Source organism: Streptomyces rubrogriseus (assembly GCF_027947575.1).
GTDB classification, from domain to species: domain Bacteria; phylum Actinomycetota; class Actinomycetes; order Streptomycetales; family Streptomycetaceae; genus Streptomyces; species Streptomyces rubrogriseus.
In genome coordinates this window covers 7,299,637-7,322,966 of the sequence record NZ_CP116256.1, presented here as the reverse complement: position 1 = coordinate 7,322,966, position 23,330 = coordinate 7,299,637, and the positions used below count along the sequence as shown (strand labels likewise).

General features: G+C 70.1%; 25 protein-coding genes. 21 read left to right on the top strand and 4 right to left on the bottom strand.

From position 1 onward, the window contains the following. Positions 1-63 precede the first annotated feature (63 nt). Positions 64-1,779: a chitinase gene (locus Sru02f_RS32800; RefSeq protein WP_109033181.1), complete on the bottom strand. Its 1,716-nt coding sequence runs from the start codon at positions 1,777-1,779 to the stop codon at positions 64-66. A gap of 317 nt (positions 1,780-2,096) precedes the next feature. Here Sru02f_RS32800 and Sru02f_RS32795 point away from each other — a divergent pair, with 317 nt between their 5' ends. The 12 genes from Sru02f_RS32795 to Sru02f_RS32740 all read left to right on the top strand — a co-directional run bounded on the left by Sru02f_RS32795 (position 2,097) and on the right by Sru02f_RS32740 (position 11,442). Next, positions 2,097-3,035 carry a hypothetical protein gene (locus Sru02f_RS32795; protein ID WP_109033182.1) on the top strand — a complete coding sequence of 313 codons (939 nt, stop codon included), beginning with the start codon at positions 2,097-2,099 and terminating at the stop codon, positions 3,033-3,035. A 151-nt stretch (positions 3,036-3,186) separates the two neighbouring features. Next, the gene (gene cpaB, locus Sru02f_RS32790; protein ID WP_109033183.1) at positions 3,187-3,894 is read left to right on the top strand and encodes a Flp pilus assembly protein CpaB; all 708 of its coding nucleotides are present in this window, start codon (positions 3,187-3,189) and stop codon (positions 3,892-3,894) included. Positions 3,895-3,901: 7 nt separating this feature from the next. Continuing rightward, on the top strand, positions 3,902-5,158 hold the full coding sequence (locus Sru02f_RS32785; RefSeq protein ID WP_109033184.1) for an AAA family ATPase: 1,257 nt from the start codon (positions 3,902-3,904) through the stop codon (positions 5,156-5,158). Further along, positions 5,155-5,550 carry a TadE/TadG family type IV pilus assembly protein gene (locus Sru02f_RS32780; RefSeq protein WP_109033185.1) on the top strand — a complete coding sequence of 132 codons (396 nt, stop codon included), beginning with the start codon at positions 5,155-5,157 and terminating at the stop codon, positions 5,548-5,550. Before Sru02f_RS32785 ends, Sru02f_RS32780 begins: the two co-directional genes overlap by 4 nt. 1 nt (position 5,551) lies before the next feature. Next, positions 5,552-5,914, top strand: coding sequence for a TadE/TadG family type IV pilus assembly protein (locus tag Sru02f_RS32775; protein ID WP_109033186.1), 363 nt, complete (start codon positions 5,552-5,554; stop codon positions 5,912-5,914). 18 nt (positions 5,915-5,932) lie between these two features. Beyond that, positions 5,933-7,270, top strand: a complete 1,338-nt coding sequence (locus Sru02f_RS32770) for a CpaF family protein (RefSeq protein ID WP_109033187.1) — start codon at positions 5,933-5,935, stop codon at positions 7,268-7,270. Between the two features lie 9 nt (positions 7,271-7,279). Continuing rightward, positions 7,280-8,230, top strand: a complete 951-nt coding sequence (locus Sru02f_RS32765; protein WP_109033188.1) for a type II secretion system F family protein — start codon at positions 7,280-7,282, stop codon at positions 8,228-8,230. Between the two features lie 19 nt (positions 8,231-8,249). Next, positions 8,250-9,152 (top strand): DUF5936 domain-containing protein, encoded by a 903-nt coding sequence (locus tag Sru02f_RS32760; protein WP_109033189.1) that lies wholly within the window; start codon positions 8,250-8,252, stop codon positions 9,150-9,152. Between the two features lie 262 nt (positions 9,153-9,414). Further along, entirely contained in the window at positions 9,415-9,612 is a 198-nt protein-coding gene (locus Sru02f_RS32755; protein ID WP_109033190.1) for a hypothetical protein, read from the top strand. A 2-nt stretch (positions 9,613-9,614) separates the two neighbouring features. Continuing rightward, positions 9,615-10,211, top strand: a complete 597-nt coding sequence (locus Sru02f_RS32750; RefSeq protein ID WP_109033499.1) for a pilus assembly protein TadG-related protein — start codon at positions 9,615-9,617, stop codon at positions 10,209-10,211. Between the two features lie 32 nt (positions 10,212-10,243). Then, positions 10,244-10,822, top strand: coding sequence for a hypothetical protein (locus Sru02f_RS32745; RefSeq protein ID WP_109033191.1), 579 nt, complete (start codon positions 10,244-10,246; stop codon positions 10,820-10,822). 8 nt (positions 10,823-10,830) lie between these two features. Further along, the gene (locus Sru02f_RS32740; RefSeq protein WP_109033192.1) at positions 10,831-11,442 is read left to right on the top strand and encodes an OmpA family protein; all 612 of its coding nucleotides are present in this window, start codon (positions 10,831-10,833) and stop codon (positions 11,440-11,442) included. Between the two features lie 107 nt (positions 11,443-11,549). On the opposite strand, the gene Sru02f_RS32735 is transcribed toward Sru02f_RS32740, so the two are convergent. Beyond that, positions 11,550-11,801, bottom strand: coding sequence for a hypothetical protein (locus Sru02f_RS32735; protein ID WP_244941899.1), 252 nt, complete (start codon positions 11,799-11,801; stop codon positions 11,550-11,552). Between the two features lie 816 nt (positions 11,802-12,617). Between Sru02f_RS32735 and Sru02f_RS32730 the strand changes: the two genes are divergently transcribed. Both Sru02f_RS32730 and Sru02f_RS32725 read left to right on the top strand, forming a co-directional pair. After that, positions 12,618-13,676: an AraC-like ligand-binding domain-containing protein gene (locus Sru02f_RS32730; protein ID WP_244941900.1), complete on the top strand. Its 1,059-nt coding sequence runs from the start codon at positions 12,618-12,620 to the stop codon at positions 13,674-13,676. A gap of 213 nt (positions 13,677-13,889) precedes the next feature. Next, positions 13,890-14,063: a hypothetical protein gene (locus Sru02f_RS32725; RefSeq protein ID WP_109033195.1), complete on the top strand. Its 174-nt coding sequence runs from the start codon at positions 13,890-13,892 to the stop codon at positions 14,061-14,063. On the opposite strand, the gene Sru02f_RS32720 is transcribed toward Sru02f_RS32725, so the two are convergent. Then, complete coding sequence (locus Sru02f_RS32720; protein WP_109033196.1) at positions 14,060-14,467, bottom strand: DUF192 domain-containing protein; 408 nt, start codon at positions 14,465-14,467, stop codon at positions 14,060-14,062. The genes Sru02f_RS32725 and Sru02f_RS32720 overlap by 4 nt on opposite strands. Before the next feature lie 166 nt (positions 14,468-14,633). On the opposite strand from Sru02f_RS32720, the gene Sru02f_RS32715 reads away from it, so the two are divergent. The 7 genes from Sru02f_RS32715 to Sru02f_RS32685 all read left to right on the top strand — a co-directional run bounded on the left by Sru02f_RS32715 (position 14,634) and on the right by Sru02f_RS32685 (position 21,281). After that, positions 14,634-15,302 (top strand): hypothetical protein, encoded by a 669-nt coding sequence (locus Sru02f_RS32715; protein ID WP_109033197.1) that lies wholly within the window; start codon positions 14,634-14,636, stop codon positions 15,300-15,302. A 240-nt stretch (positions 15,303-15,542) separates the two neighbouring features. Beyond that, positions 15,543-16,205: a hypothetical protein gene (locus Sru02f_RS32710; protein WP_109033198.1), complete on the top strand. Its 663-nt coding sequence runs from the start codon at positions 15,543-15,545 to the stop codon at positions 16,203-16,205. After that, complete coding sequence (locus tag Sru02f_RS32705; protein ID WP_167469669.1) at positions 16,193-17,224, top strand: hypothetical protein; 1,032 nt, start codon at positions 16,193-16,195, stop codon at positions 17,222-17,224. Before Sru02f_RS32710 ends, Sru02f_RS32705 begins: the two co-directional genes overlap by 13 nt. A gap of 266 nt (positions 17,225-17,490) precedes the next feature. Then, positions 17,491-18,147, top strand: a complete 657-nt coding sequence (locus Sru02f_RS32700) for a hypothetical protein (protein WP_174855157.1) — start codon at positions 17,491-17,493, stop codon at positions 18,145-18,147. Positions 18,148-18,541: 394 nt separating this feature from the next. Then, positions 18,542-19,414: an LLM class flavin-dependent oxidoreductase gene (locus Sru02f_RS32695; RefSeq protein WP_109033200.1), complete on the top strand. Its 873-nt coding sequence runs from the start codon at positions 18,542-18,544 to the stop codon at positions 19,412-19,414. 110 nt (positions 19,415-19,524) lie between these two features. Beyond that, on the top strand, positions 19,525-20,466 hold the full coding sequence (locus Sru02f_RS32690; protein ID WP_109033201.1) for a MerR family transcriptional regulator: 942 nt from the start codon (positions 19,525-19,527) through the stop codon (positions 20,464-20,466). Then, positions 20,463-21,281: a class I SAM-dependent methyltransferase gene (locus Sru02f_RS32685; RefSeq protein ID WP_109033202.1), complete on the top strand. Its 819-nt coding sequence runs from the start codon at positions 20,463-20,465 to the stop codon at positions 21,279-21,281. Before Sru02f_RS32690 ends, Sru02f_RS32685 begins: the two co-directional genes overlap by 4 nt. 30 nt (positions 21,282-21,311) lie before the next feature. On the opposite strand, the gene Sru02f_RS32680 is transcribed toward Sru02f_RS32685, so the two are convergent. Then, positions 21,312-22,517 (bottom strand): winged helix DNA-binding domain-containing protein, encoded by a 1,206-nt coding sequence (locus Sru02f_RS32680; RefSeq protein WP_109033203.1) that lies wholly within the window; start codon positions 22,515-22,517, stop codon positions 21,312-21,314. Positions 22,518-23,330 lie beyond the last annotated feature (813 nt).

Sequence of the window (23,330 nt, the reverse complement as noted above, 5' to 3'; positions counted from 1 at the left end):
CCGCACGTAGGCGGGCAGGGGCCGGGTCGGCGTAGTCGGGCGGACGGGTAGGGGCGGCCGGAGTTACGGCATCGCGTCCACGTGGGCGCCCACCGCGCTCGACCAGCCGTTGCCCGCCGTCGCGTCCCAGTTGGTGGACCAGGTCATCGCGCCGCGCAGGTCGGGGTACGTCTTCGAGGGCTTGAAGGAGCCGCAGTTGGTCGCCTTGGTGAGGCAGTCCAGGGCGGCGTTGACCACCGACGGGGAGACGTAGCCGCCGCCCGCCGCGCGGGTCGAGGCCGGCAGGCCGAGGCCGACCTGGGACGGGGCGAGGCCGCCCTCGAGCTGGATGCAGGCCAGGGCGGTGAGGAAGTCGACGGTGCCCTGGGCGTACACCTTGCCGTCGCAGCCCAGCATCGTGCCGCTGTTGTAGTACTGCATGTTGACGACCGTGAGGATGTCCTTCACGTTCAGCGCGGTCTGGAAGTAGCCGCCCTGCGTCGACTGCATGTCGATCGTCTGCGGGGCCATCGTGAGGATCATGTCCGGGCCCGCCTTCGCCGACAGGGCGCGCAGGGCCTGCGTCATGTAGGTCGGGTTGAGGCCGTTCTCCAGGTCGATGTCGACGCCGTCGAAGCCGTACTCCTGCATCACCGAGTACACGGAGTTCGCGAAGTTCGTCGCGGAGGCGGAGCTGTTCACCGAGACGGTGCCCTTCTCGCCGCCCACCGAGATGATGACCTTCTTGCCCGCGGCCTGCTTGGCCCGTACGTCCGCCTTGAACTGGTCGACGGTGTAGCCGCCGAGTCCGGCCGAGTCGAGGTTGAAGGTCACGGCGCCCGGCGTCGTGGTCGCGTCGGCGAAGGCCACCGCGATGATGTCGTACGCGGACGGCACGTCGGAGATCTTCTGGACCGTCGCCCCGTTGTTGAAGTTCTGCCAGTAGCCGGTCACCGCGTGCTTGGGCAGGTCGCCGCCGTCCCCGCCGCCGTCGTCGGGCGCCGTGGTGCGGGCCGTGACCGCCGCCGACTTCACCGACTCACCGGCCGCGTTCGTCGCCGTGACCTGGAAGGAGTACGACGTCGAGGCCGCGAGGCCGGTCACCGTCGCCGACGTGCCGGTCACCGCGGTCACCTTCGTGCCGTCGCGGTAGACGTTGTAGCCGGTGGCGCCCGAGACCGTGTTCCAGGCGAGGGAGGCGGAGTTCGGGGTCGTGCCGGAGACGCTCAGGCCGGCCGGAGCGGTCGGGACCGTGGGGTCGGGGTCGCCGTCGCCGCCACCGCCGTCGGGGCCGAAGACGGACAGGTCGTCGACGTAGTACGCCGCCTGCCCGTACCAGCCGTGCGTGTACACGGACACGGAGGTCGTCGAGGAGCCGGTGCTGAAGGTGGTCTTCAGCTGCTTCCACGCCGTCGAGTCCGGGGTCCAGGTCGACACGTCCGTGGTGCCCGTGCCCGTCACGCCCAGGTAGGAGTAGCCGCCCTGCACCCAGGCGCTCAGCGTGTACGTCGAGTTGGGCTTCACCGCGACGCTCTGCGAACAGCGGGCGTTGTCCTGCCCCGCCGGGGTGGCCTTCAGCGCGGCGGAGCCCGCGTGCGCCGGAGAGGCGACGGTGGTGCCGCTGTTCGCCGAGCAGGTCCAGTTGCTCAGACCCGACTCGAAACCGGCGTTCTTGGCGTTGTTGACGTCGGCGGCCGAGGCCGGGCCGACGGCCGTGAACGCGAGGGCCAGGGCGGCGGTGACGGCGCCCGTCAAGGAGCCGACACGTCTTCCGCGGCTGCGTCTGCGTACGGGGTCCACTGCTGCCTCCGGGGGTGGGGTGGGGCGGAATGGGGGACGGTGGCCACCGCTGACGTACAAGGTGGTCCAGACCAATTGAAGGTGTCAAGAGGTAGGTACGGACCAAGTTGGCGGCCGAGGCGCACCGTCCGGAAAGCGGTGGCTCGACATCGAAAACGCTCAACCTGCCCTGATTTGACGCATCTTGTGCAACACAAGTTGTTCCACAGGCTGGAGAAACGCTGTTCTCCGGTCACAGAGGCGTGGATACAGTGCTCAGGTAGTCACGCAGTGAAGTCATCCGGGTGTGCCGGAGTAACACCGGCGGGCCGACGGGCATGGGAGACGGGGAGCCGCGCGTGCCAACTGCCATTGCCGTGACCAGTGCCGACCTGGCACTGCCGCCACAGGACGAACGCACCCTGCCCGCGGCCGTGCTCCAGGACGTCGACCGGCGCCCACTGGAGCACGTACTGGCCGAACTCCAGTCGCTGGTCGACCAGCACGGACACGTGATCGTGGTGTGCTCCCTGGCCGTCCCGGCGAGTGTGGAACGCCGCCTGCACACCGTCCGCGCCCTCCTGGAGACCGACCGCATCGCCCTGTTCCGGCCGCCGCTGCCGCCGCTCGGCATCGCGGTGCTGGCCCGCCAGTTGCGCCAGCTGGCCTCCTGCGACCTCAGCCCGGGAGTCCTCGCCTCCGCCGGCCGGCTGCTCACCCACTACATCCACGCCGGTGCCCTGCTCGGCTCCGTCGCCCGGCTCGACCACGTCCCCGTGGGCCTGAAGGCGCACGCCAGGTCCTGGATGCCCGGCAGCCAGTTCGGCGTCGTCGCCCACCCGGTGCCGCAACTGGTGCGGATCGGACCGGAAGCCGCCCTGACGGGACCCGAGTTCGGCACCTGGCTGCTGGTCGCCAAGGGGCAGCACCCGACCGACTGGGTCACCGGCTCGCTCGCCCCGTCCTGGCACGTCCAGGGGCTGCGCGAGACGGCCCTGCCCGCCGAGTCCGCCACCTGGTGGGGGACCGGGCGGCTGACCGAGTTCTGCGCGTACCTCCCCGACCTCTCGGTCCTCTACCAACTCGTCACGTCCGTACGGCGGAGCACCTGCCACTGGTGCGGCATCGACGTCATCGGCGACCGCTGTGTGTTCTGCTCCGCGACGCCACCGGTCTACGACGACGGCGCCGGAGGCGACGGCCGGGACCGCGCGCTCGGCCACCGCCGCGATCCCGCCCTCGGCCGCCGTCGTGAGAGACGAGCCCTGACTGGGTAGGTCCGTAGCGCCCCGTCCCCGTCCGCTTCCCGTCCCCGTCGGCGTCCGCGCTCCCGCCCTCGCCCGCCCGGCCCCCGTCCGCCCGCCACTTGCCCGCCCGCCCCCGTCCGAACCGCCCGGACGTCCGACCCCCAATGAGGTTGCACGGCCCATGAACTCCCGTCAGCGCCGCGGCATCATCCTGCTGATCCTGTCGGTCCTCTGCGCCCTCGGCGCCTTCGCCGGCGTGCTGTCCGTCATCAACGACGTGAAGTCCAAGGTCGGCCCCGAGGTGACCGCGTACCGGGTGAAGTCCGACATCGAGCCCTACACGGAGCTCGGCGCGACGCAGTTCGAGAAGGTCGAGATGCCCGAGCGCTGGCTGTCCGAGAACGCCGTCACCGACCTGTCCCGGGTCCGCGGCAAGATAGCCGTGACCACGCTGAAGGCGGGCTCGCTGCTCCAGACCGACATGATCGTCGACACGCCCGCCCTGCGGCCCGGACAGCAGGAGGTCGCCATCATGATCGACGCGGCGACCGGCGTCGCCGGGAAGATCACCCCGGGTTCCACCGTCAACGTGTACGCCACCTTCGAGGGCCCGCGCGAGGGCGACCCCGACCAGTCCAAGATCATCGTGACCGGCGCCAGGGTCATCGACGTCGGCGAACTCACCTCGCTCGAACCCGACGAGGACAGCCGCGACCGCGAACCCACCGACGCCGTCCCCATCACCTTCGCCCTGTCCACCATCGACGCACAGCGCATCACCTACGCCGAGTCGTTCGCCCGGCGCGTCCGGCTCGCGCTGGTGGCCCCCGGCGGCGACACCACGGTCCCCGACAAGGACCGGACGTACGAACTCGCGAAGGACAAGTGAGAGCCGTATGGCGACGAGGATCCTCCCGGCAGTCGGCGACCCGGACGCCGTACGGTCCCTCACGACCCTGCTCAGCCAGCTGCCGGACGCCGAACCGGTCGCCCCGGTCACCGACTCCACGCAGCTCGTCGACACCCTCGCCCGCCTGGCCGCCGAATCGGTCGACGAACTGCCCGAGGTCGTCGTCGTCCACGAGCGCATCGGACCGGTCCCGGCCCTCGAGTTGATCCGCGAGGTCGCCCTCCGCTTCCCGGCCGTCGGCGTCGTCCTCGTCACCTCCGACCCCGGCCCCGGCCTCTTCCAGGCCGCCATGGACCACGGCGCCCGCGGCCTGGTCGCCCTCCCGCTCGGCTACGAGGAACTCGCCAGCCGCGTCCAGGCGGTGGCCCAGTGGTCGGCGGGCGTACGCCGGCACCTCGGCGGCGCCGTCGACGTGTTCACCGGAAGCGGCGGCACCGTCGTCACCGTCAGCGGCGCGAAGGGCGGTGTGGGCGCCACCCTGACCGCCGTCCAACTCGCCCTGGCCGCCCAGGCCTCCGGCCGGTCCACGGCCCTGCTCGACATGGACCTCCAGACCGGCGACGTCGCCTCCTACCTGGACGTCCAGTTCCGCCGCTCCGTGGCCGACCTGGCCGCCATCACCGACCTCTCCCCGCGCGTCCTGGCCGACGCCGTCTTCCGCCACGACAGCGGCCTGGCCCTGCTGCTCGCCCCCGGCGAGGGCGAACGCGGCGAGGAGATCACCGACCGCGCCGCCCGCCAGATCGTGGGCGCCCTGCGCTCCCGGTACGAGGTGGTCGTCGTCGACTGCGGCGCCCAGCTCGGCGGGGCCGGCGCGGCCGCCGTGGAGAGCGCGGACACGGCGCTGCTGGTCACCACCCCGGACGTGGTCGCCGTACGGGGCGCCAAGCGGGCGGTGCGGATGTGGGAACGGCTGCAGATCCGCAAGGCGGCGGAGACCACCGTGGTCGTCAACCGGCACACCCGGGGTACGGAGATCCAGCCCCCGCTGATCCAGAAGATCACCGGCACGGCGATCGCCGCCACCACGGTCCCCGCCAACTTCAAGGAGCTCCAGGGCGCCGTGGACGCGGGCCGGGTCCACGAACTGGACGGCAGGAGCACCGTGAAGCAGGCCCTGTGGGCCCTCGCGGGCGAACTGGGCCTGGCCGGCGTGCCCGACACGGGCCGGAAGGGACACGGCCGGCTCAAGGGGGACCGGGGCGCGTCCGGCTTCCGGCGCCGGAAGGACGGTGCCGGGTGAGCGGGTTACGCGGGCGGGACCGCGCCCGGGACGGCGGTCAGGTCACCATCGAGTTCCTCGGCATGACGCCGGTGATCATCGCGACGCTGGTGGTGCTGTGGCAGCTCGTGCTCGTGGGATACACGTACACGCTCGCGGGGAATGCTGCGGACGAGGCGGTACGGGCGGCGACCGCGGCCGGGCGCGGGGCGCGGCAGGGCGCCTGCCAGGAGGCGGGCCTGGACAAGCTGCCGGGCGCGTGGGAGGGAGGTGCCGGTGTGGACTGCGGCACCGCGGGCGGTTTCGTCACCGCCGACGTGCGCATCGAGGTCCCCCTCCTCTTCCCGGGCACCCTCAGCCTCCCGTTCACCGTGCACGGCCACGCGGGGGCCGTGGAAGAGGAGGACGACTGACATGCCGTACTCCCGCGGGCAACGGGCGAGGGACCGGGGCCAGGTGGCCATCGAGTACCTCGGCTTCCTCCCGATCCTGGTCGTCGTCGGCATGGCCGTCGTACAGCTCGGCCTGATCGCGTACACCGCCCAGCAGGCCGGCACCGCGGCCCGCGCCGGGGCGCGCAGCGCCTCGCTCCAGGAGAGCGCGCAGGCGGCGTGCGCGGCGGCCGTCAGCAGCTGGTTGGCGGACGGCACCGACTGTCCGGAGTCGTACGGCGGGGACGAGGTGACGGTCACCGCCACCGTCGAGATCCCGTCGATCGTGCCCGGATGGGACTTCGATCCGGCCCGCAAGACCGCCACCATGCCGCTGGACCACTGACCGAGGAGCGAAGGACGCATGAGCCTGCGCGCACGCATCCACTCCCCCGAGGAGCACGGCAGCCGGGGCGAGGACGGCCACCTGGTCGCCTCCTACCGGGCCAAACTCCTGGAGGAGATCGACCTCGCCGAGATGAGCGCGCTCGCCACGGCCGAGCGCCGGGCCCGCCTGGAGCGGGTCCTCGGGCACATCATCAGCCGCGAGGGCCCGGTCCTCTCCACGGTCGAACGCTCCCAGCTGATCCGCCGGGTCGTCGACGAGGCCCTCGGCCTCGGCATCCTCGAACCGCTCCTCGAGGACGCCTCGATCACGGAGATCATGGTCAACGGCCCCGACGCGATCTTCGTCGAACGGGCCGGCCGCGTCGAACAGCTCCCCCTCCGCTTCGCCTCCCACGACCAGCTGATGCAGACCATCGAGCGCATCGTCTCGACGGTCAACCGCCGCGTGGACGAGTCGAACCCGATGGTCGACGCCCGCCTCCCCTCCGGCGAGCGCGTCAACGTCATCATCCCGCCGCTCTCCCTCACCGGCGCCACCCTCACCATCCGCCGCTTCCCCCGCTCCTTCACCCTCCAGGAGCTGATCGGCCTCGGCTCGCTCGACGAGAACATGCTCTACCTGCTGGCGGGCCTGGTGCAGGCCCGCTTCAACATCATCGTCTCGGGCGCGACGGGCACCGGGAAGACCACCCTCCTCAACGCCCTCTCCGGCCTCATCCCCGAGTCCGACCGCATCATCACCATCGAGGACTCGGCCGAACTCCAGCTCCAGCAGGCGCACGTCATCCGCCTGGAGTCCCGTCCGCCCAACGTCGAGGGCCAGGGCCGCATCACCATCCGCGACCTGGTCCGCAACTCGCTGCGCATGCGCCCCGACCGCATCGTCGTCGGCGAGGTGCGCGGCGGTGAGTCCCTGGACATGCTCCAGGCCATGTCCACCGGCCACGACGGCTCGCTGGCCACCGTCCACGCCAACAGCGCGGAGGACGCCCTGATGCGCCTGCAGACGCTGGCCTCGATGTCGGACGTGGAGATCCCCTTCGTCGCCCTGCACGACCAGATCAACAGCTCCGTCGACGTCCTGATCCAGCTCACCCGCTTCGCCGACGGCGCCCGCCGCATCACCGAGATCGCCATGCTGGCCAGCCACGGCGGCGAGCCCTACCGCCTGGCCACGGTCGCCCGCTTCAACGCCCGCCCGATGACCGCCGACGGCCGCGTCCTCGGCGCGTACGAGTACCACCCGCTCCCGCACCGCACCGCCGAACGCCTCTACATGGCGGGCCAGCCCATCCCGCAGGCCTTCGGCGTGGCCCACACACCGGACCAGCTCACCACCCGAGAAGCCAGGTAGGACCGCCCGATGGAACCGGAACTCGACACGCTCGTCACGCTCACCACCGGCGTCACGCTGCTGACCTGCGTCCTGGCGGTCGTCGGCCTGCACTCCTACGCCGCCGGCAAGGCCCAGCGCGCGGCCCTGGTAGACCGCCTCACCGCGACCGGCCGGGCACCGTCGGCCGGACGCCGACGCCGCTTCCCGACCCTGGACCGCCGCCTGCGCCGCACCGGGCTGGGCCGGAACCTGGAACGCCGCCTGTCGGCGACCGGGCTGGACGTGACCCCCGGCGAGTTCTTCGCGTACATGCTGGCGACGGTCGCCGGCCTGTGGCTGATCGGCCAGGCGGCCCTGGCCCCCTTCTTCGGCCCCCTGGCGGGCCTCCTCGGCATCGGCGCGGCGATCCAGTTCCTCAACTGGCAACGTCAGAAACGCATCGAGAAGTTCATCAACCAGCTCCCCGAACTCGCCCGCATCCTCGCCAACGCCACCCAGGCCGGACTCGCCCTGCGCACCGCCATCGGCATGGCCGCGGAGGAACTGGAGGCCCCGGCCGGCGAGGAACTCGGCAAGGTGGCCGACCAACTCGCCATCGGCGCCTCGATGGACGACGCCCTCGGGGAACTCGCCGGCCGCCTTCCCTCCCGCGAACTGGTGGTCCTGGTCACCACCCTCGTGCTGTCCAACCGCGCGGGCGGCCAGGTCGTCGGCGCGCTGCGCAACCTGACGGAGACCCTGGAGGAACGCAAGGAGACCCGGCGCGAGGTCCGCACCCAGCTCTCCCAGGTCACGATGACGTCGTACGCCGTCCCCGTCCTGGGCATCGGCTCGTTGCTCCTGATGAACGGGGTGAAGGACGGCGCCCTGGAACGCATGACGGGCTCCCCGGCCGGCCAGGCCGCCGTGATCACCGCCTTCGCGCTCTACGCCGTCGGGTTCGTCCTCATCCGCCGCCTGTCCCGCATCGACGTCTGAGAGGAGGGAAGAGACCGCCATGCCCCCCGCACTCCCCGGAATCCTCCTGGCCCTCCTCATGGCCCTGGCCGTCTGGGGCGTCTTCGCCGGCGTCCGCATGTACCGCGCCGAGGCCAAGCTCCCCGACGACCTCGCCCTCGCCCTGGAGGTCGGCGCCACCCGCACCGGCGCGGCGCACTCCCTCATCGACCGCATGGGCATGCGCTACGCCCCCGCCGTACTGCGCCTGATGGGCCCGGCCCTGGTCGCCCGCTACCGCCGCAGGATCGACCTGGCCGGCAACCCCGGCGGCCTCACCATCGACCGCTACGCCGCCCGCCGCGCGGTCTACGGCTTCCTGGGCGCGCTCGGCTTCCTGGTCTTCGTCCTCCGCGGCCAGTACCTGGTGGCCCTCCTCCTGCTGGCCTTCGGCGCGTTCTGGACGGAGGTGGGCATCTGGTCCGCGATCCGCGTCCGCAAGGACGTCATCGAGCGCACGCTCCCCGACTTCCTGGACGTCCTCGCGGTCGTGGTCAGCGCGGGCCTGGGGTTCCGCCAGGCCCTGGACCGGGTGTCCACGCGCTACGAAGGTCCCTGGGCCGACGAACTGCGTATCACGCTGCGCCAGATGGACCTCGGCATGAGCCGCCGGGAGGCCTTCACGGAGCTGCGCCGGCGCAACGACTCCGAGCAGGTGGCGATGTTCGTGACGGCACTCCAGCAGGGCGAGGAACTGGGCGCCCCCATCGTGGACACCCTGGTCTCGCTGGCCAAGGACATGCGCCGCACGGACGCCCAGAACGCCCGCCGCAAGGCCGCCCGAGCGGTCCCCAAGGCCACGCTGATGATCACGACCTTCATGGTCCCGGCCACGATGATCCTCCTCGGCGCCGGCCTGATCCTGGGCTCGGGGACGGACTTCGGAACGATCACGGGTGAGTAGGGGAGTGCGACTGCACATGAACAGGAGAAGTCAACTCACAGCACCCAAGGACCCATTGGCCTCACTTCGCCGCAATACCTTTCGCATTCGCAATCCGTTGTGGGACAGTCGACACCTGGTACTCCCGACAGGTCGAGGTCCCAACCGAGCGCGAGGGAGGTGGAGATCGTGGACGCCCTGACGTCCGGCACGACCAGCCAGCAGATCACCGCCGCCCACCCGCACGAGGAACACGGCTCCGCCCACCCTGGAGGGGAACACCATGACCAACTGGCTCCACACCGCCGCCGCATACCTGCACACCCGCCTCACCACCCAACACGACAAGGGCCAGACGGCGGTGGAGTACCTGGGCATCATCGCCGTGGTGGTGGCGATCGTGCTGGCGATCACGGGGACGGACATCGGCGAGACGATCTACAACGCGATCACGGACAAGATCGACGAGGTCATCGACTGACGCTGTACTCCAGCCAACGGGACGCAGGGCAGGCCTTCCCTATCTACGTCACAGTGGTGGCGGGTCTGCTCTTCCTCGCGCTCGCGTACTTCGCGGTCGGCCAAGCCGCGACGAACCGCAACGGCGCACAGACGGCAGCTGATGCCGCCGCCCTCGCCGCAGCGCAGGAAACCCGCGATCAGCTCGCGGGGGAGTGGGCGGACAACCTGTCGGACCCCGCTTCGTGGGATCGCATCTTCGACGGTTTGGGGACTGGGCCCGGCGACTCGTGCTGGCGTGCTTCTGAACTTGCGGCACAGAACGACGCCCAAGTCGACAGTTGTGAGCCGGACGGCCCGCTCGTATACAGGGTCGAGGTCACGACGGACGATCCGGTCGGGGACTCGATTGTTCCCGGTACAGAGGACAAGCACGCGCAAGCATCTGCCACTGCCGTGATCGAACCCAATTGTGAATTCGAGCTGCCCGACGGGGACGGGAAGGACGATGTGCTTCCCAGGATCACCTGCGATGATCAGGACTGGGAACTGGATCCGGAGGATCTCCCAGAGTTGCCGAAGCCCCAGGACCTGTTCGACGTTCATCTGGCCGACAGCTAATCGGGACGACGAGTGACGAAGGGAGCGGAGTCATGGGCATCCGGTTCGCCTTGAAGGTCCGCAACGGAGCGACTGCATTGACTGTCGCGGTCGGGTTGACCCTCTGCATGGTCGGTTGCAGCAGTGGGGGTGGTGACGACGACAAGGCTGAGGCATCGGCATCCGCCACAGCAGGGGAGCAGTCGGATCCCACGGCGCAGGAGGGCACCGACTCTCCCCTGGCCGAACTCAAAGGCGAGGACGGCCTACTGCTGACTATCGACTCCGCCGAACGTGACGCGGGGGGTTTCGTGACAGTGAGCGGTGAGATCAAGAACGACGGCGCTGAGGCGGCGCGCGTCCCGATTCAGACCAGGGGGGACGAGACGGAGATCATGCGCCACGGTGGATCACTCGGCGGCGCCACTCTTGTGGACCCTGCGAAGAAGAAGCGCTATTACGTGTTGCGTGACACCGACGGCCGACCCTTGACGACCACGGACATGCCTCGGATCAAGCCGGGAGCGTCCATTCCCGTCTTCATGCAGTTTCCGGCACCCCCGACCGATACGGGCAAGGTCACCTTCCAACTCCCCACTTTCGCCTCCGCGCCCATTGAGATCTCGGGATGAAGCGAACAATGCGGTACAGCCGCGTCGCAGTGTTCCTCACGACGTCCGTACTGACGGCCGCCAGCGTTGGCGTGAGCCAGTCCTACGCAGCCGACGACCCCCCGGGCACCGAACCCTCCGCCTCCGCCCCCGTGGAGGTGGACCCCAACGACCCCGACCTGAAGCTCCCGGACGGGGCCACGCTCGCGCAGGCGAAGGTGCTGGACATCAAGTCGGTGGTGGAAGAGCAGAGCGGCGACGAACGCCGCGAGGACACCAACACCAGCGTGACGCTCGCGCTCCAGGCCGAGGTGCTGTTCGGCAAGGACAGCTCGAAGCTCGGCGCGGAGGCGAAGTCGCGCATCAGAGGCATCGCCGACGAGATCAGGACCCAGAACGCCACAAGAGTCCGCGTCTTCGGCTTCACCGACGACCTCGGCTCCTCCGCCCACGGCGACGTACTCTCCAAACGCCGGGCCAACGCCGTACACGACGTCCTGTCCCAGTCCCTCAACGACGCCGGCATCACCTACGAGGTCCGCGGCTACGGCGAGCAGTACCCCATCGCCGACAACTCGACGGAGGCCGGCCGCAAGAAGAACCGCAGGGTCGAGGTCTCCTTCCCCCGCACGGAACCCTGACGCGCCATGAGGTACCGAACCCACCCCCGCCCACACCCCACCCGGACCGCCCTGACGGCCCTCGCCGCGCTGACGGCCCTCACGACGGCCGCGTCCCCTCGCGTACGTCACCCCGTGCTGACGTCGATCAGCAGGGTCCTCCGCGCGGCCGCGAACAGGCGGCTCTGCTCGGCCGGCCGCTGCGAGGTCGCCTCGGTGTCGACCAGTAACTGGTACACGTAACCGGCCTTCCCGGCGACGAAGACCTCCAGGCGCTTGCGCGGTGCGCTCTGCTTCTCCCAGTGGTAGTCGATCTCCAGCCAGAGAGCGTCCCGACCGTTCTGGCGCGTCTTGTGCGTGGTGACCCCGACGTCGGCCATCGACGACTCGGAGGTGTCGCGATACCAGGCCAGCTGCCCGGCGGAGGCCGCCCGAGCGGTCGAGCCGTACGTCCTGTCCCGCTTGACGGTCAGGTCGTACCCGCCGTCCGGGGAACCCCAGGAGCTCTGCAGTTCACTGGCGGGCTTCTCGCCCCAGCCGCCCGGTCGGCCGAAGCAGACGGTCAGCGCGGGGACCTCGACCCGCCGCCACCCCTTGGGCAGAGACGACGAGCAGGACGAAGCCGAAGCCGACGCCGAAGCCGAGGAGCGCGGCTCGTCTCCTCCGGCAGGAGGTTGCCCAGTCGGCGCGGAACCCGAAGGCGCCGCCGAAGAGGGCGCCTTCGAGGAACCAGAAGCCGAAGCTGAGGCCGACGCCGAGGCCGCATCCGAACCCGAACCCGCATCCGCAGCCGAAGGCGACGCGGCCGGGGCCGCACCGGAAGTCCGGCCGGAGTCCGCCACGCTCCGCCCGATCGGCGAGGAGTTCCCGACGAGAGGTATCCCGAAGACCGCCAGGAGGAGCCCCGCGACGGCCGTGATCGCCGAGACCACGGCCGCCACCTCCCCCATCCGCCGCCCTGGCGAGGCGCCGCCACCCGAACCGCTCAAATCTCCTACCGAGCCTCTCCGTCACCGATCGGGTTCACTACCGTCAGGTACACCCGCACCCCCTGTCCTCGGCCGAGCGCGCAGACATCCTTGACGATCGGCGCAGGATTGCCCGAACTCCCGAACTGACCGGCCGACCGCTCCCGCGTGGCCGGACGGCGGCGGACAATGCCCGGAGACGAGCGACCGAGGCGGGGGCGGAGGCGCATGCAGCGGGGGACAGCGGTGCAGCAGACCGGAACGGGGGAGGCCTCGGTGTTCCTCTCCACGAACAGCGTCAGCGGCCCGGAGGGGTTCGGCTGGTGGGGCGACATGGTCAGCCGGGCGGTGATGCCGGTGTCGATCGCCAGCGAACACGCCGACCACTTCAAGGGCGAGGTCACCACGCTGGAACTGGTGGACACCGACTTCTCGGCCTTCTCCTTCTCCCCGATGTCGGCGCGCCGGACCCCGGACCACATCCGCGCGGCCGACCCGGAGAACTACTACCTCTTCCTCGTCCACGGCAGCCCGATCGGTCTGGAGCAGCGTCGCAACAACGCCCTCCTCCGGGCGGGAGACGTGGCCCTCTTCGACACCTCACAGCCCCTGGCCTGCGAGTTCCAGGACCAGGGCCGCCCCTCGCGGGTGAGCGTGCTGCGGCTGCCCCGGACCGCCCTGCCGCTGCCGAGCGACAAAACGGACCGCCTGGTGGCCACGCCGCTGCCCGCCCGCACCGGTTCGGGCGCGCTGCTCACCTCCTACCTGGCCGGACTGCGGGAGAACACCGCGCACTGCGGTCCGACGGAGCTGCGCCGCCTGGGAACCGTGGCCCTCGACCTCGCGGTCACCTTCCTCGCCGCCCGCCTGGACAGCCCGCCGGCGTTACCGGCCGAGAGCCGCAGGCGGGTGCTCCTCACCCGTATCAACGCCTACATCGACCACAACCTGCACGACCCGGACCTGGGCCCGGCGACGACCGCCGCCCACCACCACATCTCGATACGCCTGCTGCACGCCCTCTTCGAGGAGGAGCCGGAAACGGTCAGCGCCACGATCCGCCGGCGCAGACTCGAACGCAGCCGGACCGACCTCGGCGACCCCCGCCTACGACACCGCACGATCGGCGAGATCGCCGCCCGCTGGGGATTCCGCCACCCCGCCGCCTTCAGCCGCACCTTCCGCGAGGCCTACGGCATCTCCCCGACCGAAGCCCGAACCGCACTCCACGACAAACAGCCCTGCACTCCCCGCCGAGGACCGGGACATCGATCCCTGGCACCTTGAAACGGCGAGACTGCACCGAGCGGGGGAGAAGTCCAGGAGATGACACCGAACGACACGGGGGAGCCGGAGGGCAGACGCCCCTGGGAACGTTCGCCGGCCCGAAGCGGACCACCGCATGGCGACCCCGGCGACCCCGGCGACCCCGGCGACCCCGGCGGCCCGGGCGTCCCCCGCCCGGCGCACGGTGGCAGCTCATGGCACACGACGCGGAGCGTGCCGTCCATCGTGGTCGTCGTCCTCATCGTCATCTGGACGGTCCTCGCCGTGCAGTGGAAGGAGAAGGACTGCGCCATGGTGCCGACCTCGTACCTGCTCGTGATCACGCACGGCACGCCGAGCGTCTTCGAGGGATGCGGCGACCACGCCGTCGACGTCACGGACGACTAGTCCCGCCGGCCGGCCCCGCCGGCCGACTCGGCCGAGCCCTCCACGACCTCCACCCGCGCCCCCACCCGCAACCCCCACTCACCCATCGCCCCGGCCTCCGCCTCCAGCACGTGCCGCGCCCGCAGCCGGGGCAGCCCCAGCCTGCCCGGCCGCATCGTGCGCACGGCGATGACGGTGAGCCGCCGGTCGAGATAGGCCACGTCGATGGCCATCCGCATCCGGAACGTGTGCACGCTGTTGGCGGGCGTCAGCAGCATCGCCCCGTCGACCGAGTCGCGCCCCAACAGCCCTTTGCTGCGCGCGCGATACGAGCCGGCGATCTCCAACGGAACACGCGCACCTTCGCCACCCTGACCCACCACGACCAGAGCCCCCGCCCCGTCCCGCCACCGCCGTCTTCCCATTCAGGTGCCCTCCGTGCGAATCTGTCGCGGCCCAAGGCGCCATATGTACAGTGAATTTGGACCCTCTGGACACCATATGGAGACAGACTCCGCGCTGGTGCCGTTCGCCCTAGATGGATAGCGTTGCTTCGCCGAAGAGAAGCCTCGTCCCACCCAGGAGCCGTCAGTGATTCGCCGCCGCCCCACTCTCATCGCGGGACTCACGCTGACCGCCGTTGCGGCCTTGACGCTGTCCGCGTGTGGCAGCGACGACGACAACCCGGGCAAGAGGGAGGGCGAGATCGCCGGATCGGACGCGGGGGACAAGCCGTCTGCCTCGCCGAGCCCCTCCTCCTCGTCCACTGCGGCAGTCGGCCGGCCGAAGGTGGAGCTTCCGCCGGACCTGAAGCTGACCTTCGAAGACGCAGAGACCGGAGACCCGGTCAAGGACGCCGTTCTCGCCGACAACGCAGAGCGGATGCGCGCCGTCGACGCTGCCATCAGCGGTACGGACCCTGAGGGCAAGGCGCTTGGCTTCTACAACACGGGCAAGGCGCTGGAAGCAGCAGTGTCGTGGGTCGGGCAGTTCGAAAAAGCCAACGCTACCGTGACCGGTCAGGTTCGGTTTTTCGATCGGGACGTGACGCTGAAGGGCACGACTTCGGCTGTTCTGACGTTCTGCGCCGACGAGAGCAAGGGGTTCAGCAAGGACAAGGAGACCGGCGAGGTGGCCAGGACGCCCGTCACCAAGAACAGCTATGTCCAGTACAACACCAGGCTCGACAAGAATGCTGACGGTGTCTGGCAGACATCGCAGATCCTCTCCACGAGGGGGGCGGCCGAGTGCCAGCCCTAGCGGCCGACGCGCGACCGACCGGCGACTCTCTTTGTCCGGGTGTGGGCGTTGGGCGTGTCCAGTGAAGGATCGGTCACCAGTGCCTGTGTGGTGATGAGCTGTTCGACCGAAGGTGCCTGGTGGGCGGCCGAGTCATCGTGTGGACCCCGGCATGACCACGGGCTTCACTCTGGTGTCCCCGGGCCCCGGTGGATAGCGTTGCTTCGCTGAAGAGAAGCCTCGCCCCTCCAGGAGTTGACCGTGAATCGCCGCCGACCCACCCTGCTCGCAGCGCTCACGCTGACCGCCGCAGCGGCCTTGACGCTGTCCGCGTGCGGAAGCGACGACGACGGTGCCGCAAAAGACAGCGACAAGATCGCGGGTGCTGACACGGGTAGTGAGACGTCAGCTGCCCCGAGTCCGAGCAAGACGGACACCGCAGGCCGACCGAAGATCACCTTCCCTTCCGATGCCAAGAATGTCTTCGAGTACGAGAAGACGGGTAACGCGACGAAGGATGCAGCCCTCGCGGACAGCACACTGAGTGTCAACTCTGTTGATGAGGCGATCTTCGAGGGGAGTACCGACACCAAGGCGCTTGGCTTCTACAATTCCGAGTCCGCCTTGAGTGACTCGATCACGTATGCGTCGGGGTACATCAAAAAGAACCACACTTGGGTTGGTGAGACGCGGTACTTCGACTACAAGGTCAGTCTCTCGGGGGAGCTTGAGGCGTACGTCACTTACTGTTCGGACGAGAGCAAGTCATTCATCAAGGACAAAAAGACGGGAAAGGTCAAGGACACGCCGACAACGGCGGACAGCTACGTCCTTTACCACGCAAAGCTTGCGAAGAACGCTGAGGGCGTCTGGCAGACGACCGACATCGCGTCGACTCGGGGGAGTAAAGAATGCCAGCCGTAAGTAAATCCTTGAGGTGTGCGACCGTAGCCGCGATCGTTCTCGTCTCGGTGATATCGGCCCCGTCGGCCTTCGCGGGCGGACGAGGCGAGGGCGGCAGTCGCGGCTCCACGGACCAACAAGCCAACGCCGACGGTAATGGCACCGTTTCAGTCACCGTAGGCGGCGTCGTCTTCGACCGTTCGAAGAACGGGAGCGGCGATTCGGTCGGTGCGGTGACGTCGTCCACGTCCTGGAGCCCGCCGGCGTGCTGGTACGCCCCGAAGTACACGCCCGAGGAGTTGCAGGATTACCTGGAACCGATCTGGGAGGCCGAGTCCACGGGCTACGAGTGGGATGCCAAGCAGCGGGAGAAGTACAACGCGAAGGATGAGAAGAAGGGCTTCAACAAGGACAAGACGGGCGAGGGCTTCTGGTGGGGCTCGTACGTGAACGAGAGCTTCCCGCCCGGCTGGGACAAGTGCGACACGGACTACTTCTGGGTGGACACGGGTGACCCGCCACCCGCGGACAAGGAGAACGCGGTCACCCCGGAGGTCCTCGCCGAACTCGCCTACGCGGAGATCCGCGTCCCCGGGACCAAGGTGACGCTGGCGCCCGCCGAGGCGACCAAGGTGAACCTTCCGACGTGGGCGTGGCTGGACGGTGCCGAGTTCAAGCCGGTCTCGGTCACCGCGTCCGTGGAGGAGATCGGCATCGAGGCGACGGCCACGGCCGAGCCGGTCTCGCTGCAGATCAAGCCGGGCACCCCGGACGCCGAGACCTACCCGGCGTCGGGAGTCTGCGAGATCAAGAACGACCGTATCGGCGCTCCCTACGAGAAGGGCAGGGCGGACGACGCACCGCCGTGCGGCGTGAAGTACCTGCGTTCCTCGGGCGACGGCACGTTCCCGCTCCAGGCGACGGTCACGTGGGAAATCCACTGGACCGGCACCGGCGGCGCGGGCGGCGACCTTCCCGACGGTACGTTCGGCGCCACCCAGGACGTCGTCGTCCAGGAGATCCAGGCCATCAACCGCTGACCGTGTTCGCCAGTCCTCATTGGTCGCGGACGCGCACCATCCTCTGTCTGCTCGTCGGCCGTGCGGGGCGAGGTCCGGGCCGACACTGTGGGGTAGGACGAGGCACTGGCCGAAGAGCCGGGGTCCAACTGGCGTCGAAGCCGCAAGTGCAGGCGTTTGAACTTCCGGGAGGCCGGGGAGACAGGTGCCTCTCGCGTGCCGCCTGCCCCTGGTCATAGCGTTACTTCGCTGAAGAGAAGCCTCGTCCCACCCAGGAGCCGTCAGTGATTCGCCGCCGACCCACCCTCATCGCGGGGCTCACGCTGACCGCCGCTGCGGCCTTGACGCTGTCCGCGTGCGGAAGTGGTGACAGTTCTGAGGGCAACGACAAGATTGCAGGAGCGGACACTGAAGGTTCCGCCCCAGCGGCGTCACCGGCTGCGTCCGGGACGTCGGAGCCCGCCCGGCCGACGATTGGACTGCCCGCTGATCTCTCCTACACCTTCGACTGGCCCAGGACTGGGGACAAGGACAAGGACGCTGTTCTCGCCGACGGGGAGCAGTCCATCAAGGCTGTGGATCTGGCGATCGTCAATCAGGACCCGCTCGACAAGGCGTACCTCTACTACTACGAGGGCGAAGCTGCTGCCGGTACGCAAGAGTTCATTGAGGCGTACGTCAAGGAGAACGCACGAGTGACGGGTGCTTACCGCTTCTACGACGCGGTGGTCAACATGCGCGGAAACGAGGAGGCCTCGCTCGTGTACTGCGAAGACCAGGGAAAAGCCTATGACATGTATCTGAAGCCGAAGAAGACAAATAAAACGCCTGTGACCAAGAACAGTTACGTGCTGTACAACACCCAATTGAGTATGAACGACAAGGGTGTCTGGGTCGTGCGGAAGTTGTTGTCCCAGAGGGGGAGTGCCAAGTGCCAGCCCTGAAGGAAGTCACACGGGCGTTCATGGTGAGCCTGACGGGAACGGCACGGTCTCGGAGCGTCCGTCGGCTCCGTATCCGCTGCGACGAACTGGATGCCGCCCGCGTGCTACTACGCCCCGAAGTGCACTCCGGAGCAGCTCGAAAAGCCAAAGAGCCTGTCTGAGAGGCCGAGTCCACGGGCTACCAGTGGGATGCCGAGCAGCACGACAGGTACGTGAACGGGAAGTCGTACAACCCGTCGGCGGACATCCCGCAGGCGATCACGCCGGAGGTTCGGAGATCCAGGCCGTCAACCGTTGACCGTGCCGAAGCATGTGGCGTGAGACCGGCCCCTCCCCGGGGTGGCGGCCCCGAAATGGTGTTGAACGGGGGCTCGGCCGAGGGTAGGAAGGCGCCATGACTGGACTCGGTGCTGTGTTCCGCCCCCAGCTCGCCCCCGAGCGGCTCCGTGCCGTGGCTCGCGTCGCCGACGAGGTGGGGCTCGAGGAGTTGTGGCTGTGGGAGGACTGTTTCCGGGAGGGCGGCATCTCCACGGCCGCCGCCGCCCTCGCGTGGACCGAGCGGGTGCGGGTCGGGGTCGGCCTGCTGCCCGTGCCGTTGCGGAACGTGGCCGTCACCGCGATGGAGGCCGCCACCCTGCACCGGATGTTCCCCGGCCGCGCCGTCCTCGGCGTGGGGCACGGGGTGCAGGACTGGATGGGACAGGTCGGGGCCCGGGCCGAGTCGCCCCTGACGCTGCTGCGGGAGCATCTCGTGGCGCTGCGGGAGTTGCTGAGGGGCGGGCGGGTGACGTCGACGGGGCGCTACGTCCGACTCGACGACGTCGCGCTGGACTGGCCGCCGGAGCAGCCCGTCGAGGTGCTCGCCGGCGCCACCGGGCCGCGCTCGCTGCGGCTGGCCGGTGAGGCCGCCGACGGCACCGTGCTCACCGCGAACACCCCGCCCGACGGGGTGCGCCGCGCCCGGCGGCTCATCGACGAAGGGCGGGTGGCGAGCGGGCGTACGGAAGCGCACCGGGTCGTCGTGTACCTCCTCACCGCCACCGGACCCGGTGCCACTGAACGGCTTCGGGACGAGCTGGTCGCCGAAGGCGTCGGGGCGGTGCCGGATCTCGGGGTCGCCGGAGACGCGGAGGCCGTTGCCGACGCCGTGCGGCGGCTGGCCGAGGCCGGGGCCGACACCGTGATCCTCCAGCCGACCGGGGACGAGCCCGATCCGGAGGGGTTCGTCCGGTTCGCCGCCGAGCGGGTCCGGCCGCTGGTGCCCTGAGGGTGAGTGGGTGGCCGGCGGTGGCCTCGTGCCGTACGGGTTGCACCTTCCGTAGCGGAATGTGATCCGGTGGAGCTACGTCCCGATGCCGTGAGGAAGGGTCCCTGCCCATGTGTTCGTCCTTCGTGCCGCCCCGCCAGGTCAAGATCGGTGACGCGGCGGCCTTCGTCGGCAGCACGCCACGGGCGATCCGGCATTACCACGAGATCGGCCTGCTCCCCGAGCCCGAGCGGGGCGGCGACGGCCGCCGTCGTTACGGGTACGACGACATGATCCGCCTGCTGTGGATCCGCAAGACCGCCGACGCCGGGGTCGCCCTGGACGACATCCGTGACGCCTTTGCCACCGGCACGGCTTCCACCGGCGGGGACAGCGCGGAAGGTGTCGAGGACATCCTGGAGCGGTTGGAGGAATCCCTCGCCGAACGGGAGGCGGAACTGCGGCGGCAGCGGGCCGCCGTGCGGCGGATGCGCACCGAAGGCAGCCGGACGGGCCTGCTCTCCGACTTCGTCACCGAACGCCTCAAGAGCCTGCCCGAGGGCTCCCTGCGCCAGGCGGACCTGGACAGTCTGCTGGTCACCGAGCGGATCCTCGGCCCGCTCGGCGCGGCCGTCCAGGCCACCCGCTTCGTCGCCCTGGCCACGCATCCCGCCCTGCGGGAGGAGTCCGACCGCATCGACGCCGCCGAGGAGGCACTCGACGACGGTGTCGCCGTCGGTGATCCACGGGTGGCTCAAGTGGCCGCCGAGCGGCGCGCCTTCGAAGACGCCCTGGAGGCCGCCATCGAGGACTCCGGCCTGGGTGCGGACGACGATGCCCTCTTCGACGCCTGGGACACCTTGCACCCTGCCACCGACGGTGCGGGCGAGGCCGACTCCGTCAGCGCGCTCGTAGCCTCCGGCTGGATGCCCTACGACTTCTCCCCGGCCCGCCGGCGCTGTATGGAACTGGCCGCAGAACCGGCGGCAGAACCGGCGGCAGAACCGGCCGCAGACCCGTCAGCCCGCGAAAACCTCGCTGCCCAGAGCCATCGAGCGGAGCCTTCCTCATGACACCCCCTGCCGACCCCGGAACCTTTGAGCACCTCGTGGCCGAAGGCTCCGCCGTCCCCACCGAAGGGTGGGACTTCTCCTGGTTCGAGGGGCGGGCCACCGAGGCCCGGCCCTCCTGGGGGTACGCGCGGTCCATGGCCGGGCGGCTGGCCGGGGCCACCGCCGTACTGGACGTGCAGACCGGGGGAGGGGAGGTGCTGGACTTCGCCCTCGAAGCCGCCGGTCCCCACCGGGCCCCACTCGTCGCCGCCACCGAGGGCTGGGCGCCCAACGTCGCCCAGGCCACCCGGCTGCTGCGTCCGCGCGGAGTCCCGGTGGTCGCCTCGGCCGACGACGCGCCCCTGCCCTTCGCGGACGGCGCCTTCGACCTGGTGGTGAGCCGGCATCCCGTCGAGCCGCACTGGGACGAGGTGGCCCGCGTGCTCATGCCGGGCGGCACCTACTTCGCCCAGCACGTCGGGCCTGCCAGCGTCTTCGAGCTCATCGAGTACTTCCTCGGTCCGCTGCCCGAGGACAGCCGCCGGCACCGTGACCCCGAGCGTGAGCGCGCCGACGCCGAGGCGGCCGGCCTGGAGGTCGTCGAGCTGCGGGCGGAGCGGCTGCGGATGGAGTTCCTCGACATCGGTGCCGTGGTCCACTTCCTGCGCAAGGTGGTGTGGATGGTCCCCGGGTTCACCGTCGAGGCGTACCGGGACCGGCTGCGCGACCTGCACGAACGCATCGAGGCCGACGGGCCCTTCGTCGCCCACAGCTCCCGCCACCTCTTCGACGTGCGCAAGCCGGATGCCACGAGCCCACCCGGCACGCGGCCCTGACACCCGCCGGACGGACACGGGCCCGCGTCCTCACGCGTGCGCCCCCACCGTCACCTCTCCGATCACCAGCTCCGCCGTCGCCTCCAGTACGGCCCCCACCCGTTCCACGCAGTCCGCCAGCCGGCGTTCCTGTGGTGCCGTCAAACGGGCCAGCGGTTCGACCGTGACCGTCGTACGGCGGCCCCGGCGGCGCTGGTGCCAGACGCCCGCCGCGACCCCGTCGACCAGGAGCACGGGGAAGTTGCCCGCCTGCCCGCCCGCCAGCGCCCGCCGGTAGGCGGCCCCCGGGAAGAGCAGTTCCCGCGGCTGCGCGGCGACGACGTACGCGTCGAAGTACGGCAGCAGCCGCACCCCGCGCAGCAGTTCGTCCCGCTCCGGTGCCTCGGGGAAGTCGGTGTCGCCCGCCGCCACCCACGCCGGGGCGCCCTCGAAGCGGACCTCCTCGATCTCGCCCGCGGCGGCCAGCTCGGCGTATTGGGCCTTCGCCCAGCCGGGTGGCGCGGCCAGCCAGCGGGCGAAGTGCTGCGGCGTCGCAGGTCCGTACGCGTACAGGTATCGGCGTACGAGGAGCCGTGACGCCTCCTCGGGCGGCAGCGGGGTGAAGTGGGGCGGCCGGGTGTACGTCACCCTGCGGCCGCGGTTCGGGCCGAAGGACAGGGCGCCGCACTGGCCGGCCCGGTGCAGGACCTGGCGCCAGCGGGGCCACATGGTCTGGAAGGCGGGCATGACCAGGTCGCCGGCCCACGGGCCGGTGCGCGCGACGACCTCCTCGCCGAGTTCGTCGATGGTCAGGAAGGCGCCGTCGAGCGCGTCGGCGATCGCGGCCACGACCTGCCCGGCCTGCTCCCCGGTGAGGCGTACGCCGGTGGGGAAGGCGGCCGTGCCGGCCGGGATCGCGGGGAGCGCGGCGCACCACATCGGGAGGTCGCGGGCCGGGAGCAGATGCACCGTCCCGCGCGGGCCGTGCGTCTTCACCAGCGCGGGCACGGGCCCGGGCGCGGGTGGCGCGAGCGGAGCGGTGGGCCACAGGGCGTCGCGTACGTCCGCGCGGGTCACGCCGTCGGCCCGCAGGCCGACCGACAGCTCGGCCGCGGACAGTACCTGGGCGTGGACGCCGAGCATCGCGGCGGCCACGTCGGCGACGGACGTGCCCGTTCGAGCCCGCCTGGCCAGGAACTGCCGTTCCAGGCGTCGTGCGCTCGCCGCGGCCCAAGTGATCCCCGTCGTCTTCGTCATGAGGCGAGGTTAGGTACGAAGTAGGACAGATTCCGTCCTCGGTCGTCCGTGGCGTCCGTGGCCGTCCGTGGTCGTCCTCGCTCGTGCTCGGTCGCGCTCGGTCGTCCAGGGGTGGATCTTCCGGGCTTAAGTGGCGCACCTTCGCAAATATCCGCGTGCACGGAGGCGGCAGGGTACGCAATCACCCGTCGATCCTCACAGGGTTTCCACATCGTTATTCATCGATGTCCTCTTCGGGTCGAAAACGACCCGCCCGGTCGCGTAGGTTCGGAGCCAGGTAATTCGCGTGAGCAAAGCTGCGCGCGTGGCACCGCGCAGTGGAGGGGGCTGCGCGGTGCCGGATCGATCGCCGGACCGTGCGCAGTGGCCGCCGGACCGGACCCGGTCAAGCCGACCGTGCCGGTCGCGTCACCCGGACGGGGGAAGCGGGCTTCCGCGCCGTCGCGCCGGTCGGCGGGCGCCGCCGCACCGCTCCAGTCGCACGCGCATCACCGCCCACCCGGAGGTGCGCGGCGATTTGGCCACAGTTCAGGCCGGAATAAGGGCTTCCGTGGTCATCCGGGCGTCGCCGGACGACTCCGGAGAGTAGTTGTGGCACGCCGATGCACGCAGCATCACTTACGAAGGGTTATGGTGGAAACCCCCCCTCGGGCCGGTCCGTCTCCCCCCCACGGACCGGCCCGTTTTTTCTGCCCGGGCGGGCGGCGCCTGCGAGCGGTACGCCCGTAACGAGGAGTTCACCGGTGCGCCGTCCCGTGACGTGGCATGGCGGCGCTTGTTCGAGGGCATAAACCAAGCAGGTCGACGCCCGAA